The organism is Methylobacterium iners (assembly GCF_022179305.1).
Lineage (GTDB): Bacteria > Pseudomonadota > Alphaproteobacteria > Rhizobiales > Beijerinckiaceae > Methylobacterium > Methylobacterium iners.
Genome location: NZ_BPQP01000074.1, coordinates 1 through 14,625 on the forward strand (window position 1 = coordinate 1; position 14,625 = coordinate 14,625).

Here is a 14,625-nt window from a genome sequence, read left to right on the forward strand (position 1 = left end):
GAGGGACCGAGCCTCCGACGCGGGCACCGCCCTGCCGCCCAAAGCCCGCCCGGTCGGTCACCGAACAGACACCCTCAGTGCCAGGCAGCAGGTGACGGATTAGAAACACAGCTTAGGAATAATAGCAAGAGAAATCGTCAGGGCCGCATTAGGATCGGACGTAGCGTGCCCGGCACGGCCTGTTCGCGAATCGGCTTTGACCGCGGGCGCCCTTCTCGGGCAGAGGGGAGCGATGCGGCCGGCGATCCCTCGAACGACCCTCGTCCTCGGAGGCGCCCGATCGGGCAAGAGCGCCTATGCCGAGCGCCTCATCCAGGCCTGCCCTGCACCCTGGCTCTACCTCGCGACGGCGCAGGCCTTCGACGACGAGATGCGCGAGCGGATCGCCATCCACCGCGAGCGGCGACCTGCCGGTTGGGAAACCAGCGACGTGCCCTTCGACCTGCCCCAGGCCGTGGCGGCCGCGCGGGGGCCCGTCCTCGTCGACTGCCTGACCCTCTGGCTCACGAATCTGATCCTGGCCGAAGCCGACATCGAGGCGGCCGCGCGCGCGCTCGCCGAGGCCTGCGCCGCGGCGGCCGGTCCCCTCGTCCTCGTCTCGAACGAGGTCGGCCTCGGCATCGTGCCCGACAACGCGCTCGCCCGCCGCTTCCGCGACGAGGCGGGCCGCCTGCATCAGCGCCTCGCCACCGCGAGCGACCGTGTGGTGTTCATGGTCGCGGGCCTGCCCATGGTCGTGAAACCGTCCTCGGAAGGACTGCCGGATGCGCGTATCGCCGATTGACGAAACCTCCGGGCGCCTCCGCGACGCTCAGCGCAGGAGTCGCGGGTCCCCTCTCCTGCAAGGAGAGGGACAGGGTGAGGTGTGGAGGCTTTCCGGAGAGGTCACACACCTCACCCCAACCCTCTCCTTCCAGGAGAGGGAGCCCGTCGCGTTGACCGCAAAACACGAACACGCACCCTCGGAGCGAGGCACGTCCGGAGCCACGGCATGAGCGACGACGAAGCGCGCCACCGCGAGAAGATGGCCAAGCGCAAGGCGGTGCAGGACGCGGAGGTGGCGGCCAAGACGATCGAGAAGGGACTCCTCATCGTCAATACCGGCCCCGGCAAGGGCAAGACCACGGCGGCGCTCGGCCTGATGCTGCGGGCGCTGGGCCACGGCTGGCGGGTCGGCGTGGTGCAGTTCATCAAGGGCGCCTGGGACACGGGCGAGCGCCGGGCGCTGGCTGCGTTCGGCGACCGGATCGCCTGGCACACGCTGGGCGAGGGCTTCACCTGGGAGACCCAGGACAGGGCCCGCGACATCGCGGCGGCCGAGCAGGCCTGGGCGCAGGCGCTCGCCCTGATGGCCGATCCAGGCATCCGGCTCGTGGTGCTGGACGAGCTCAACATCGCCCTGCGCTACGACTACCTGCCCCTCGACGCCGTGGTCGGCGCCCTGCAGGCGCGCCGCCCCGATCTCCACGTCGTCGTCACCGGCCGCAACGCCAAGCCGGCACTCGTCGAGGCGGCCGACCTCGTCACCGAGATGGGCATCGTGAAGCATCACTTCGCCTCGGGCGTGAAGGCTCAGGCGGGAATCGAGTTCTGACGCGCCGCTCAGAGCCGGGCCGGGGCGAGGTCGGGCAGGGGAAGCGTGATCCGCACATGCGTGCCGGGCAAGGCGGGCAGCCACTCGATCGTCGCGCGGACCTGGCGCACCATCGCTTCGATCAGCGTGGTGCCGAAACCGCTTCGCGGGCGGTCGCCTCCCGGCATGCCGGTCCCGTCGTCGCGCACGGAGATCTCGCAGGTGCCAGGACCCCGCCTCACGTCGATGCGAAGCGCGCCGCCCCGTCCGGGCGGAAACGCGTGCTTGAGGGCGTTGGTGACGGTCTCGTTGATGACGAGCGCGACGGGGGCGGCGGCGTCCGGGCCGATCATCGCGCTCTCGACCGCGAGCACGAGGGCGATGTCCTCCCGGCCCGCGGCCGTGACGAGGTTCGTGGCGATCTCCCGGATGAGGTCGCCGATGTCCACCGAGTCGGAGTTCGTGGCGTCCTGCAGCCGCTGATGCACTAGGCCGACCGCGTCGACCCGCTCGACCATGTCCTGCAGGGCGGCCTGCACGCCGGCATCCGGGGCGCTCGCCCGCTGGATCAGCAGCATCGCGCTGATCATCTGGAGGTTGTTTTTGACCCGGTGATCGGCCTCGTGCAGGAGCAGGGTGCTTCGGCGCAGCGCCTCCTCCAGGTGCCGGGTCCGGCGCCGCACCAGGCGCTCGACGTCCGCATCCCGCCGCGATCTCTCCCTGGGCGATCCAGGGTAGACGGAGGCCTCACCCTCGGCGCATGCCCGCACAGCCTTCATCCGCCAATCCACAAGTCCGCAACAAGGCGGCGCTTCATTCAGCTCACTTTAACGTTACCAGGCTTCCCGGCACAGCAACAAGGCCACGACCCAGATCTCGCGCGATATTCCCCAACGTTTATTCGAGTCTCGTCACGCACGACTGGCATTTCCACGGGGATAAGCGAAGGGTCAGGCTTAACATTAATCAATCATTAACCCTTGTTTTACGCCAGGAGACGAACGGAGATTCTGGAGCACGTGCCTGCTACCGCATTCATGATTCAGGGAACCGGCTCCGATGTCGGCAAGTCGCTGGTCGTCGCCGGCCTTGCCCGCGCCTTCGCGCGGCGCGGGATGCGGGTGCGGCCGTTCAAGCCCCAGAACATGTCGAACAACGCCGCGGTCACGGCCGATGGCGGCGAGATCGGGCGGGCGCAGGCCCTGCAGGCGCGCGCCGCGGGCATCGCCCCCTCCGTCCACATGAACCCGGTCCTGTTGAAGCCTCAGAGCGAGACGGGCTCGCAGATCGTCGTCCAGGGCCGCGTCGCCGGCACGGCCGGTGCCCGCGACTACCAGGCCTGGAAGCCGCGCCTGATGGGACACGTGCTCGACAGCTTCGAGCGCCTGCGCGCGGAGGCCGACCTCGTCATCGTCGAGGGCGCGGGCTCGGCCTCGGAGGTCAACCTGCGGGCCGGCGACATCGCGAATATGGGCTTTGCCCGCGCCACCGGAACGCCGGTGATCCTCCTGGGCGATATCGACCGGGGCGGCGTGATCGCGAGCCTCGTGGGCACCCGCGCCGTGCTCGACGAGGACGACGCGGCGATGATCCGGGGCTTTCTCGTCAACCGCTTCCGGGGCGATCCGAGCCTGTTCGACGACGGCATGGCGCTGATCGCGGCGCGCACGGGCTGGCCGGGCTTCGGCCTGATCCCGCACTTCCCTGAGGCCGCGCAGCTGCCCGCCGAGGACATCCTGGGGCTTGCGGGCTCCCTCCCCCCGGCAGGCGGGCGCGTCGTGGCGGTGCCGATCCTGCCGAGAATCGCGAATTTCGACGACCTCGACCCGCTCCGGGCCGAGCCCGGACTCGGCGTCGTGCTGGTGCGGCCGGGCGAGCCGATCCCGGTGGCCGACCTCGTGCTCCTGCCGGGCTCGAAGACGACCATCGACGACCTCGAATTCCTTCGCGCGCAGGGGTGGGACATCGACATCCAGGCCCATGTCCGCCGGGGCGGCCGGGTGCTCGGCCTCTGCGGCGGCTATCAGATGCTGGGTCGCCGGATCGACGATCCCCACGGCGTCGAGGGTCCGCCCTGCTCGGTCCCCGGCCTCGGCCTCCTTGACGTCGAGACCGTGATGGCGCCGCTCAAGCGCCTCGAGGCGGTGCGCGGCACGAGCCTGGCCGACGGCCAGCCCTTCGCCGGCTACGAGATCCATGTCGGGGCGACGTCCGGCCCCGACGCGGACCGGCCGCTCCTGCGCCTCGCCGACGGTCGGCTCGACGGCGCGACCTCGCCGGACGGGCGGGTCTGCGGCACCTACGTCCACGGCCTCTTCGCCGACGACCGTCAGCGGGCGGCTTGGCTCGGACGCCTCGGCGCGACGGCGGGCGGCGCCGGTTACGAGGCCGGGATCGAGGCGGTGCTCGACCGCCTCGCCGACCATCTCGAGGCCCATGTCGATTGCGAGCGCCTCCTCGCCCTGCGCTGAGGCTCAGGGCAGGGCGTAGGCGCGCGGCGCGCCGTTCGGGAGGGAATCGAAGAAGACGAGCAGGCGGCCGGGCTCGACCAGGGCGATCGCCTCGGGCTTGCCCTCGTCCTCCGCCTCGCGCAGCTCCGGGAGCCGGCCGAGCCGGGTCGTCGCGCCGGTCAGCGGGTCGAGGCCGATCAGGCCGTAGCCCACCTCCTGCTCCTGCGCCGGCCCCGTCAGGACGAGGAGCCGGCCGTCCGGCAGGGGCGTCAGGTCGCGGATGCCGGTGCGCTTGCCGGTCGCGATCGGGATCAGTCTCGGCTCGGCCTGCAGGGCGGCGTGGCCGGGCGCGAACAGGGCCTCGACCGGCACCGTGACGAGGAAGGCCTCGCCGTCCAGCGTCGGCGCCCGCAGGCCGGCATGCAGGGTCCCCGCGACGACGGCGAGGCCCTCGACGTTCAACCCCCGGGAGTGCGCGCCCTTGGACCGCGACTGGAGGTCGACCGCGAAGAACTCGCGCAGCGGCGCGGGCGCGCGCAGGGCGTCGGAGAAGCGGTAGGTCGTCTCCACCGGCTCGCGGCCGGTCGGCGGGCTCGATCCGTCGAAGCGGATGCGGGCCAGGACGAAGGCCGAGAGCTTGAACGTGTTCCCGCGCCGGGAACAGCCATGCGAGCCGATGACATAGAAGTACGGGGCCGCGTAGGCGATGCCCTCCCCGTCCAGTTCCGAGAAGCGGCCCTTCCCCTCGGAGCAGCGGTGCTCAGTCGGCGCCGTCCCGAGTGTGGCCGCCGAGGGCTCCGCGCCGACGAGCCGGATCTCCGGCCCGGGCCTGATCGTCGTCCCCTCGATGGTGACGAATTGCGCGCCCGCGTTCTCGTCGTTGACGAGGAGGCAGTGCCGGGGTCCGGACGCGGCCGGCAGGCAGGCGATCCCGCTGATGTCGTTGGCGGGTTCCGATCCGCCGCCGGCGAGATCCTTGGACAGGATGTACCCGGGTCCGACCTGCGCCAAGGCGTCCTCCCGGGCCGCGGCCGATCCCGCCCCGATCGCCAGGACGGCGAGACTCACCGCAATCCCCAACCCTCTCCGGATCATCGCCCGCCCTCCCGTGAGGCCGGGCTTGTATCAGGGAATGCCCGCGCTTCCAGCGAGGGCCGCGAGGCCTACGACGAGGGCGAAGAGGAGGAGGCAGGCCGTCCGGTAGAGCGCCAGCGCCCGGTCCACGTCGCCGGCCCGGGCCTCGGGTCGCCCGTCCCCCATCCAGGCATCGTCGACGCGGACGCTCCCGTAGATGCGGGGTCCTGCCAGCCGCAGGCCGAGCGCGCCGGCCATGGCGGCCTCGGGCCACCCCGCATTCGGCGAGCGATGGGCGCCGGCGTCGCGGGCCACGGCGCGCCAGGCCCCCGTCGCCGAGGCCTTCCGGTGGAGCAGGGCCGCCGCGATGATCAGCCCGGCCGCCAGCCGGGAGGCCGGGAGGTTCACGAGGTCGTCGAGGCGGGCCGAGGCCCAGCCGAAGGCCTCGTGGCGCGGCGTGCGATGGCCGATCATGCTGTCGGCGGTGTTGATCGCCTTGTAGAGGACGCCCCCGGTCAGCCCGCCGGCCCCGATCCAGAAGGCCGGGGCCACGATCCCGTCGGAGAAGTTCTCGGCCAGGCTCTCGATCGCGGCGCGGCAGATCCCCGCCTCGTCGAGGCTGTCGGGATCGCGCCCGACGATCATCGCGACGGCGCCCCGGCCGCCTGCCAGCCCGTCGGCGCGCAGCCCCTCGGGCACGCGGGCGACGTGCTCGTGGAGGCTGCGCTGCGCCGGCAGCGTGGCGCAGAGCACGCCGGTCAGGAGGAGGCTGATGAGGGGCCCGCCGGCCCCGGCGAGGGCCGTCAGGGCGAGCGCGGCCGCGCCGGCGACGGTGAGCAGGATGAGGACGGCCGCCACACCTCCTGCCCGTCGCGCGGGGGGGCTGCCCCGGTTCAGCCCTCGGTCGAGGGCGGCGATGAGCGCCCCGATCCACGTGACAGGATGGCCGAGCGCCCTGTAGAGCCGGTCCGGATAGCCGGCCGCGGCCTCGAGGGCGAGCGCGAGGGCCAGGATGGGAAGCGTGTCGGGCGGATGGATCAGGGCGGTCCAGGGCATCGTGTCTCGCGAGGGCGCGCGCCGATCGCGCATGGCGGCGACCTCGACGCGGCCAGGCTGCTGTTTCCGGGCGCGCCCGAGCCCTGGATCGATCTCTCGACCGGCATCAACCCGGTCCCCTACCCGCTGCCGCCGATCGAGGCCAGCGCCTTCCGCCGCCTGCCTCCGGCCGGGGCGCTGAGCCGCCTGCGCGAGGCGGCGTCGGTCGCCTATGGCTGCGGCGATCCCGCCTGCCTCGTCCCCGCACCCGGCACCCAGATCCTGATCGAGGCGCTCCCGCGCCTGCGCCCTCCGGGCCGGGTGGCGGTGATCGCCCCGACCTACGAGGAGCATGAAGCGGCCTGGAGGCGCGGCGGACACCACGTCGCCGCGGTGCCGAGGCTGGAGGAGGCCGGGGATGCCGACGTCGTCGTCCTCGTCAACCCCAACAATCCCGATGGCCGGACCTGGCCCGCCGCGCGGCTTCTGGCCTTCGCCGGCGCGCGGCCTCGGGACAGCCTCCTCGTCGTCGACGAGGCCTTCGCGGATCTCGTGCCGGGCGACTCGCTCGCGCCGCACCTGCGCGGGGGAATCGTGGTGCTCCGCTCCTTCGGCAAGACCTACGGCCTTGCGGGCATCCGGCTCGGCTTCGCGCTGGCCGAGCCCGATCTCGCGGCCCGGATCGCCGCCTCGCTCGGGCCCTGGGCCGTCTCGGGGCCTGCCCTGGCGGTCGGCACCGCGGCGCTGGCGGATCACGCATGGCGCCTCGAGGCCGGCGCGGCGCGGGGTCGCGACGCGGCGCGGCTCGACCGCCTGATCGAACGGGCCGGCGGTTCCCTCGTCGGCGGCACGACGCTCTTCCGCACGGCGGATTTCCCCGACGCCGCCGGCCTGTTCCGGCGGCTCGGCGAGGCCGGGATCTACGTCCGCCGCTTCGAGGCCGCGCCCGCCCGCCTGCGCTTCGGGCTGCCGGCGGACAAGGGGGAATGGTGCCGCCTCGCCCGCATCCTCAAGTAGCGCCGGTCCGGTCGCGGAGCGCCACGAGGAGCGCCGCCCCCGCGAAGGCGCCGCCCACGGCGCAGACCCCGGACCAGCCGAAGCTGAGGAAGGCCTGCGAGCCGGCGAAGGCGCCGAGCGCCCCGAACACGAACATCACCGTGAACAGGACCGTGTTGATGCGGCCCCGCGCGCCCGGAACGAGGGCGTAGGCGCGGGTCTGGTTGGCGATGAGCGCGCCGTTGAGGCCGATGTCGACGAGGAGCACGCCGATGCCGACGGCGATCAGCGAGGCCGCGCCGGCCAGCCACAGCACGGCGAAGGCCGCCACCACGCAGAGGCTGCCCGCGACGACGACCGGCCGCGCGCCGCGCTCGTCCGTGTAGCGGCCCGACAGCGGCGCGATGAGGGCGCCGACCACGCCGATGACGCCGAACAGCCCGGCGCCCGCCGCGCTGAGGTTGAAGGGCGGCACCTCGACGAGGAGCGCGAGCGTCGCCCAGAAGGCGTTGAAGCCCGCGAAGAGAAGGGCCTGGGACAGGCTCGCCCGGCGCAGGATCGGCTGATCGCGCACGAGGTGGAGGATCGAGACCATCAGCGCGCGGTAGCGCAGGGGCCGCGTCGGCAGCCGCGGCAGGGTCGCGGCCGCGACGCCCGCCATCGCCAGCGCGATGCCGGACGCGGCCAGGAACACGGCGCGCCAGCCGAGATGCGCGCCGACGAAGCCGCTCAGCGTGCGGGCCAGCAGGATGCCGCTGAGGAGCCCCGTCATCACCTGGCCGACGACGCGTCCGCGCACGGCGTCGGGCGCGAGCTCGGCCGCGAAGGGCACGGCCTGCTGGGCTGCCGAGGACAGGAACCCCATCGCCAGGCTTGCACCCACCAGGACCGCGAGGTTCGGGCTGGCGCCGGCGACGAGGAGGGCCGCGCCGAGGCCGATCAGCTGCCCGATGATCAGGCTGCGGCGCGAGAGGCTGTCGCCCAGCGGCACGAGGCCGAGGATGCCGAGTCCGTAGCCGACGAGGCAGGCGGTCGGGACCAGGAGCGCGGCCCGCTCCCCGTACTCGGCCACGAGAAGGGCGAGCAGCGGCTGGTTGTAGTAGATGTTGGCGACCGCGCCGCCCGCGATTAGGGTCAGACCGATTCGCGCCCGCGTCGTCAGCCCGTGCGGCGCTTCGACACCGGACGCCCCATTCCCGCTCAAAGTTCAGCCATCGCGGACCTATCTCCTGGATGAGGCGGACGCGCGAAAGCGTCCGGTTTCATGTGGAACGGCAACGGATTGATAGCGACGACTCGTTCGATGGCCCCGGAAATCCGGTGTGCGGCCCTTGGAAAGCGTCCGGCATTGCGATCTGATCCGATCCGTCGTCATTTTGAGGGAAGTCCGGCATGTCGCGTTATCGCGTCAACTTCGCCAAGGAGATCCTGGGTGTGCCCTTCACGATCGGGTGCGTCGAGATCGCGAGGGCCCGGGACGCGGAGCGCGCGCTTCGTGCGGCCGAGCTGCGCTTCGCCAGGCTCTACGGCCTCGACGACTGGCGCGAGCGCGCCGACCGGGCCGTGATCGAGAGCCGGGCCGGGATCTGAGCGGATCGCGTCGGGCGGCCCCGCCGAGATCGTGGCGGGTGCGTCCGCCTCGGCGATCCCCGCGAAAGCGGCCGGGGCCTTCGTTCTTGGTCGTTCCGCTCTGGCCCTCGGCAGCGAGGCGTCATACATCTCGGCGACGCTGGTAGACCGATGGCGCCGCTTCGGGCCGGTCGGGTATGACGGCGGTGGGGCAGGCGGCGTGTCATGGCGACGATCTCGTTCTTCGGCGACCTAATTCAGACCATCAGCGATCGCGGACGCGACCTGATCGGCTTCGGGCGCGGCGATCTCGCCGCCCGCGCCAACGCCGCGGAATTGGCCAATCTCTGCGAGGACCTGATCTCCCGCCGCGGCGAGGCCTCGGGCGTGGCGCTCGCCCGCCTCATCCTCGACCGCTACGCCAGCTTCCCGACGGCGGAGCGCGCGACCTTCCTGCGCCTCGTCGCGACGGAGTTCGGCGCCGACCACGATTCCGTCGAGGCGGCCATCGCGGCCTACCGGGCCGACCCGACCCGCGCGGCGCTGGGCCTCCTGCATGGGGCGGCGGAGCCGCGCAGCCAGGAGCTGATCCGCCGGCTCAACCTCGCGCGCGACGGCACCCTCGCCCTCGTCCGGATGCGCGAGGATCTGCTGGCGCTCCGCGCTGGCCTGCGGGCGGAGACCGAGCGCGACGACGCCCTGATCGAGGCCGTCGAGAGCCTCGACCGGGACTTCGAGCACCTGTTCTCGTCCTGGTTCAACCGCGGCTTCCTGGTGCTGCGTCCCATCGCCTGGACGACGCCGGCGCATATCCTGGAGAAGATCATCCGCTACGAGGCGGTCCACGAGATCGCGGGCTGGGACGACCTGCGCCGGCGCATCGAGCCGCAGGACCGGCGCTGCTACGCCTTCTTCCACCCGGCGCTGATCGACGAGCCGCTGATCTTCGTCGAGGTCGCGCTCACCTCGGGGATCGCCTCGGCCATCGCGCCGATCCTGGCCCACCAGCGCGAGCCGCTGCCGCTGCGCGCGGCCACCACCGCGATCTTCTACTCCATCTCGAACTGCCAGAAGGGTCTGGCGGGCGTCACCTTCGGCAACTTCCTGATCAAGCAGGTCGTCGAGGACCTCGCCCGCGAGATCCCCTCGCTGAAGACCTTCGTCACGCTCTCGCCCGTCCCCGGCTTCGCCCGCTGGCTGGCGCGCGAGCGTCGCGCCGACGCGCCGCAGCGGCTGACCCGCGAGGATGTCGAGGCGCTGCGCCTCCTCGACGATGCCGACTGGCACAGCGACAAGACGAAGGTCGAGGCGGTGCGCAAGGCGATGCTGCCGGCCGCGGCCGCCTATTTCCTGCGCGCCAAGAACGAGCGCGGCCGGCCCGCCGACCCGGTGGCCCGCTTCCACCTCGGCAACGGGGCGCGGCTCGAGCGGATGAACTTCCTCGGGGACACTTCGCCGAAGGGCCTCTCCCAGTCGCATGGGCTGATGGTCAACTACCTCTACGACCTGGCGGCGATCGAGAAGAACCACGAGACCTACGCCAATCTCGGCACCGTCGCCGCCACCGGTGCCGTCAGCCGCGAGCTTCGGGCGAACCTGCCGCCCCCGCGCGCCGTCGCGCTCGCCGATGCCTGAGGGCGTCGTTCCAGGGTCAAACCGTTCATGACGAACCACCTGTTCGACCTCGTCCGCGCAAGCCTGCCGGCCGATCCTTCGACGAAGACCTTCATCGAGACCGGGGACGGCGGGCGCCTCACCTATGCGGACCTGCTCGACCGCTCGGCGGCCTATGCCCGGGCGCTGGTCGGCCTCGGCGTGAAGCCGGGCGACCGCGTCGCGGTGCAGGTCGAGAAGAGCCCGGAGGTGGTGTTCCTCTATCTCGGCGCCGTCCGCGCGGGCGCCGTCTTCCTGCCCCTGAACACGGCCTATACGGGGCCGGAGATCGCGTATTTCCTCTCGGACGCGGAGCCCGCCCTCTTCGTCTGCGATCCGGCCAAGGCCGGGGAGCTCTCCGCGGTGGCGAACGGGGCCGGGGTCCCGAAGATCGAGACGCTGGATGCGGCCGGGCGCGGCAGCCTCGCCGAGGCGGCCGACGGGGCGGCCGGCGCCTTCGAGGACGTGGCGCGGGGCGCGGACGAGCTGGCCGCGATCCTCTACACCTCGGGCACGACGGGGCGCTCGAAGGGCGCGATGCTCAGCCACGCCAACCTCGCCTCCAACGCCTGCACCCTCGCCGAGGTCTGGCGGTTCACGGCCGACGACGTGCTGATCCACGCGCTGCCGGTGTTCCACACCCACGGCCTGTTCGTCGCGACGAACGTCGTGCTGGCGAGCGGCGCGAGCATGATCTTCCTGGGCAAGTTCGACCCCAAGCAGATCCTCGCGCTGATGCCGCGCGCCACCGCCATGATGGGCGTGCCGACCTTCTACACCCGCCTCCTGAAGGAGCCTGGCCTGACGCCGGAGGCCGTGCGCGGCATCCGGCTGTTCGTCTCCGGCTCGGCGCCGCTGCTCGCCGAGACGCATCGCGAGTGGCAGGCCCGCACCGGCCACGCCATCCTCGAGCGCTACGGCATGACCGAGACCAACATGAACACCTCGAACCCCTACGAGGGCGACCGCATCGCCGGGACGGTGGGACTGCCCCTGCCGGACGTCGCGGTGCGGGTGGTCGATCCCGAGAGCGGCGCGGTGCTGCCCACCGACGCCGTCGGCATGATCGAGGTGAAGGGGCCGAACGTCTTCCAGGGCTACTGGCGCATGCCCGAGAAGACGGCGGCCGAGTTCAAGCCGGACGGGTTCTTCGTGACGGGCGACCTCGGCAAGATCGATCCGGACGGCTACGTCCACATCGTCGGGCGCGGCAAGGACCTCATCATCACGGGCGGCTACAACGTCTATCCGAAGGAGGTCGAGAACGAGATCGACGCCCTGCCCGGCGTGATCGAATCGGCCGTGATCGGCGTCGCGCATGCCGATTTCGGCGAGGGCGTCACGGCCGTGGTCGTGGCCCGCCCCGACCATCCGAGCGAGGCGGAGATGCTGCGCGCGCTCGAGGGCCGGCTCGCCCGCTACAAGTGCCCCAAGCGCATCCTGTTCGCCGACGAACTGCCCCGCAACGCGATGGGCAAGGTCCAGAAGAACGTCCTGCGCGAGACCCATGCCGGCCTCTACCAGGCGTAGGCGCTACCCTCACGGAACGCGTTGCCCGCGCTGACGTTTTCGAGGCGCCGCCCGAGCTTGCGCCGACCCTGACCCCCGGTTCCTCGATGTCCGCTTCTCGCCCGCCGACGCCCGATCCAGCCGGCTCGGTCCTGTGGACGCTCTTCCTCGGCGGCGCGCTCCTCGTTCTGGCGGCCGCGCCGAAGGGCCGGCGGCAGCCGGAGCCGATGTCCGATCCGAAGCCGGACCCGTCCGGGATCGAGGGCGCGAAATCCTATAGCGGCCGAGCCGCCGAGCAGGTCGCCGCGCGCGAGCCCGAACGCGGCCGGGCCGCGACGGGCCCGACCGAGATCACCGCGCCGGGCTGGAAGGACATCGCCTACCGGATCTACCTCGAGTTCAACAAGGACCGCGTCCTCTCGGTGGCGGGCGGCGTCACCTTCTTCACGCTGCTCTCGCTGTTTCCCGCCATCGCCGCGCTGGTCTCCTGCTACGGGCTGATCGCCGATGTCGGCGTCATCAACGAGCATCTCGCCAGCCTGCAGGGCGTCCTGCCCTCCGGGGCCGTCGAGGTCATCGGCGAGCAGGTCAAGCGCATCGCGGCCAAGGGCACCGGCTCGCTCGGGCTGACCTTCTTCACGAGCCTCCTGCTGTCGCTGTGGAGCGCCAACGCGGCGATGAAGGCGATCTTCGACGCGCTGAACGTCGTCTACGAGGAAGAGGAGAAGCGCTCCTTCCTCATGCTGAACCTGCGCTCGCTCACCTTCACGGTCGGCGCCCTCGTCTTCATCATCCTCGCGCTGATCGGGATCGTGGTGCTGCCCCTGGTCTTCAACTTCGTGGGATTGAGCGACAGCGCCTGGCTCATCGCCCTGCTGCGCTGGCCGGCGCTCCTCGTCGTGCTGCTCGGCGGCCTGGCGCTCCTCTACCGCTACGGCCCGAGCCGCGAGCGGGCGCGCTGGCGCTGGGTCGGCACCGGCAGCGTGGTCGCCGGCCTGCTCTGGCTCGTCGCCTCGATCCTCTTCTCCTGGTACGTGGCGAGCTTCGGCGACTACAACGAGACCTACGGGTCGCTGGGCGCCGTGATCGGCTTCATGACCTGGATCTGGATCTCGGCGACGATCGTGCTGCTCGGCGGCGAGATCAACGCCGAGATGGAGCACCAGACGGCCCGCGACACCACGACGGGCCCCGAGGAGCCGCTGGGCCACCGCGAGGCCCGGATGGCCGATACCGTGGGCGCGGCGGCCTGACCTCGGGCCGAGCCCGCCTCGAAGAACGCTGCCGCGGACCCCATCTATGCGAGACGCGTTCGTGAAGGAGCAGCCGATGACGTCCGATCCCGGTATGATCAGCGATCCGCGCACCCGGTCCGAGGCCGAGTGGCGCGCCATCCTGACGCCCGAGCAGTACCATGTCCTGCGCGAGCACGGCACCGAGCGGCCCGGAACGAGCTGCCTGCTGGCGGAGAAGCGGCCGGGCACCTATCACTGCGCGGGCTGCGACGCGCCGCTGTTCCAGACCGGCGCCAAGTTCGAGTCCGGCACGGGCTGGCCGAGCTTCTTCGATCCCCTCGACGGCGCCGTCGAGACCAACGTGGACCGCAGCCATTGGATGGTGCGCACCGAGGTGCATTGCGCGCGCTGCGAGGGCCATCTCGGCCACGTCTTCGACGACGGCCCGCCCCCGACGGGCCTGCGCTATTGCATGAACGGGGTCTCCCTTCGCTTCGAACCGGGGCCGGTCAACTCGGAGTGACACAGGAAATATCCTGCCGTTCTCTCCTTTGGTCTTGATTTCGACGCGTTCTTGCTTAGCGGTCGATGGGGTCGTCTTCCGGAACTGGCTCCGGCGGCGGAACGGATAGCGGAGTGTGCGTATGAGTGTCGTTCGCCGTTTCCTGGTCGCGCCCGCCCTCGTGCGCCTGCTCCGCAAGGAACGTGGCGGCTCGCGGATCTCGGAGGGCTACTTCCCGGCCCAGGCAGGCCGCACCTCCTACGTCCGGGTGGACGGGCAGCAATGCCACCTCATCCTCGTCGAGACCGGCGCCGACGGCGCGGTCAACGAGGAGCGCACGGACGTGCCGCGCGCCCACGGCGACGCCCTGATGGACGTCTGCTCCGGCAAGGCCGCCTACGACCGGACGATTGTGGCGCTCGGCGGTGGCCGCGAGGCGCAGGTCGATCGCTACACCGCGCCCGGCACCCTCGACCTCGTCAGCGTCGCCTTCGCCAATGACGGCGAGGCGCAGGGCTTCGCGCCGCCCGCCTGGTTCGGCAGCGAGGTCACCTCCGATCCCGCCTACGAGCGCCATGCCGTGGCGCTGCAGGGTCCGCCGCAGCCCGGCGAGATCGGCCTCAGCAACGCGGCCCTGGAGGCCGTCCTCGACCTGCTCGAGCCCCGGTTCGGCTTCGGCCGCTACAGCGCGCCGCAGAAGCCGGCCGAGGACGACGGCGTCGTGAACGCACTGCGCCGCATCGCCGTGCCGAGCGCGGCCCCCGCGGCGGCGCTTCCGCCCGAGCCCGTCCCCGCGCCGGAGCCCGCACCGCACCAGGCGGTGGAGCCCCCGGCCGAGGTCAGCCCGCCCACCGAGACGGCGGAGGGCGAGCCCCAGGGCGACGCGCGGATCGACGACGTCATCGAGAGCCTGTCGCAGGCGCTCGGCACCGCCATCCGCCAGCCGCAGGAGCCGGCCCGCGACGAGGACGCAGCCGGCGGCTTCGAGCGCTGGACCGTTCGTCCCCGGCGGACCCAGCAGACCTGACC

At 71.9% G+C, this 14,625-nt stretch carries 14 protein-coding genes; 10 read left to right on the forward strand and 4 right to left on the reverse strand.

The features are described from left to right. The first annotated feature begins 232 nt into the window (after positions 1 to 232). Positions 233 to 784: a bifunctional adenosylcobinamide kinase/adenosylcobinamide-phosphate guanylyltransferase gene (gene cobU / locus MFF55_RS21090; RefSeq protein WP_238246078.1), complete on the forward strand. Its 552-nt coding sequence runs from the start codon at positions 233 to 235 to the stop codon at positions 782 to 784. A 207-nt stretch (positions 785 to 991) separates the two neighbouring features. Then, positions 992 to 1,594, forward strand: a complete 603-nt coding sequence (cobO, locus tag MFF55_RS21095) for a cob(I)yrinic acid a,c-diamide adenosyltransferase (RefSeq protein WP_238246079.1) — start codon at positions 992 to 994, stop codon at positions 1,592 to 1,594. Positions 1,595 to 1,602: 8 nt separating this feature from the next. On the opposite strand, the gene MFF55_RS21100 is transcribed toward cobO, so the two are convergent. Continuing rightward, complete coding sequence (locus tag MFF55_RS21100; protein ID WP_238246080.1) at positions 1,603 to 2,256, reverse strand: sensor histidine kinase; 654 nt, start codon at positions 2,254 to 2,256, stop codon at positions 1,603 to 1,605. A 354-nt stretch (positions 2,257 to 2,610) separates the two neighbouring features. Here MFF55_RS21100 and MFF55_RS21105 point away from each other — a divergent pair, with 354 nt between their 5' ends. Further along, positions 2,611 to 4,044, forward strand: a complete 1,434-nt coding sequence (locus MFF55_RS21105; RefSeq protein WP_238246081.1) for a cobyric acid synthase — start codon at positions 2,611 to 2,613, stop codon at positions 4,042 to 4,044. A gap of 3 nt (positions 4,045 to 4,047) precedes the next feature. Here MFF55_RS21105 and MFF55_RS21110 read toward each other — a convergent pair whose 3' ends face one another. Both MFF55_RS21110 and cbiB read right to left on the reverse strand, forming a co-directional pair. Beyond that, positions 4,048 to 5,091 (reverse strand): DUF3616 domain-containing protein, encoded by a 1,044-nt coding sequence (locus MFF55_RS21110; protein WP_238246082.1) that lies wholly within the window; start codon positions 5,089 to 5,091, stop codon positions 4,048 to 4,050. Between the two features lie 57 nt (positions 5,092 to 5,148). After that, a complete protein-coding gene (gene cbiB, locus MFF55_RS21115; protein WP_238246083.1) occupies positions 5,149 to 6,153 on the reverse strand; it encodes an adenosylcobinamide-phosphate synthase CbiB in 1,005 nt (334 codons plus the stop codon). Here cbiB and cobD point away from each other — a divergent pair. Beyond that, positions 6,130 to 7,149, forward strand: coding sequence for a threonine-phosphate decarboxylase CobD (gene cobD / locus MFF55_RS21120; RefSeq protein ID WP_238246084.1), 1,020 nt, complete (start codon positions 6,130 to 6,132; stop codon positions 7,147 to 7,149). The two genes, cbiB and cobD, sit on opposite strands and share 24 nt — an antisense overlap. Here cobD and MFF55_RS21125 read toward each other — a convergent pair. Next, entirely contained in the window at positions 7,142 to 8,332 is a 1,191-nt protein-coding gene (locus tag MFF55_RS21125) for an MFS transporter (protein WP_238246085.1), read from the reverse strand. The genes cobD and MFF55_RS21125 overlap by 8 nt on opposite strands. Before the next feature lie 188 nt (positions 8,333 to 8,520). Here MFF55_RS21125 and MFF55_RS21130 point away from each other — a divergent pair, with 188 nt between their 5' ends. The 6 genes from MFF55_RS21130 to MFF55_RS21155 all read left to right on the forward strand — a co-directional run bounded on the left by MFF55_RS21130 (position 8,521) and on the right by MFF55_RS21155 (position 14,623). Then, positions 8,521 to 8,718: a hypothetical protein gene (locus MFF55_RS21130; protein WP_238246086.1), complete on the forward strand. Its 198-nt coding sequence runs from the start codon at positions 8,521 to 8,523 to the stop codon at positions 8,716 to 8,718. Between the two features lie 204 nt (positions 8,719 to 8,922). Further along, positions 8,923 to 10,332 (forward strand): malonyl-CoA decarboxylase, encoded by a 1,410-nt coding sequence (locus MFF55_RS21135; RefSeq protein WP_238246087.1) that lies wholly within the window; start codon positions 8,923 to 8,925, stop codon positions 10,330 to 10,332. Between the two features lie 27 nt (positions 10,333 to 10,359). Further along, positions 10,360 to 11,880 (forward strand): malonate--CoA ligase, encoded by a 1,521-nt coding sequence (locus MFF55_RS21140; RefSeq protein WP_238246088.1) that lies wholly within the window; start codon positions 10,360 to 10,362, stop codon positions 11,878 to 11,880. A gap of 86 nt (positions 11,881 to 11,966) precedes the next feature. After that, on the forward strand, positions 11,967 to 13,112 hold the full coding sequence (locus MFF55_RS21145; protein WP_238246089.1) for a YihY/virulence factor BrkB family protein: 1,146 nt from the start codon (positions 11,967 to 11,969) through the stop codon (positions 13,110 to 13,112). A gap of 76 nt (positions 13,113 to 13,188) precedes the next feature. Next, positions 13,189 to 13,617 (forward strand): peptide-methionine (R)-S-oxide reductase MsrB, encoded by a 429-nt coding sequence (gene msrB / locus MFF55_RS21150; RefSeq protein ID WP_238246090.1) that lies wholly within the window; start codon positions 13,189 to 13,191, stop codon positions 13,615 to 13,617. Positions 13,618 to 13,738: 121 nt separating this feature from the next. Next, the gene (locus MFF55_RS21155) at positions 13,739 to 14,623 is read left to right on the forward strand and encodes a CYTH domain-containing protein (RefSeq protein ID WP_238246091.1); all 885 of its coding nucleotides are present in this window, start codon (positions 13,739 to 13,741) and stop codon (positions 14,621 to 14,623) included. Positions 14,624 to 14,625: the final 2 nt, after the last annotated feature.

What these genes read in the sequence shown, in the direction of transcription:
- cobU (WP_238246078.1), top strand. Translation starts at nt 233, where the DNA reads ATGCGGCCGGCGATCCCTCGAACGACCCTCGTCCTCGGAGGCGCCCGA.
- cobO (WP_238246079.1), top strand. Translation starts at nt 992, where the DNA reads ATGAGCGACGACGAAGCGCGCCACCGCGAGAAGATGGCCAAGCGCAAG.
- MFF55_RS21105 (WP_238246081.1), top strand. Translation starts at nt 2,611, where the DNA reads ATGATTCAGGGAACCGGCTCCGATGTCGGCAAGTCGCTGGTCGTCGCC.
- cobD (WP_238246084.1), top strand. Translation starts at nt 6,130, where the DNA reads ATGGATCAGGGCGGTCCAGGGCATCGTGTCTCGCGAGGGCGCGCGCCG.
- cbiB (WP_238246083.1), bottom strand. Translation starts at nt 6,153, where the DNA reads ATGCCCTGGACCGCCCTGATCCATCCGCCCGACACGCTTCCCATCCTG.
- MFF55_RS21130 (WP_238246086.1), top strand. Translation starts at nt 8,521, where the DNA reads ATGTCGCGTTATCGCGTCAACTTCGCCAAGGAGATCCTGGGTGTGCCC.
- MFF55_RS21135 (WP_238246087.1), top strand. Translation starts at nt 8,923, where the DNA reads ATGGCGACGATCTCGTTCTTCGGCGACCTAATTCAGACCATCAGCGAT.
- MFF55_RS21140 (WP_238246088.1), top strand. Translation starts at nt 10,360, where the DNA reads ATGACGAACCACCTGTTCGACCTCGTCCGCGCAAGCCTGCCGGCCGAT.
- MFF55_RS21145 (WP_238246089.1), top strand. Translation starts at nt 11,967, where the DNA reads ATGTCCGCTTCTCGCCCGCCGACGCCCGATCCAGCCGGCTCGGTCCTG.
- msrB (WP_238246090.1), top strand. Translation starts at nt 13,189, where the DNA reads ATGACGTCCGATCCCGGTATGATCAGCGATCCGCGCACCCGGTCCGAG.
- MFF55_RS21155 (WP_238246091.1), top strand. Translation starts at nt 13,739, where the DNA reads ATGAGTGTCGTTCGCCGTTTCCTGGTCGCGCCCGCCCTCGTGCGCCTG.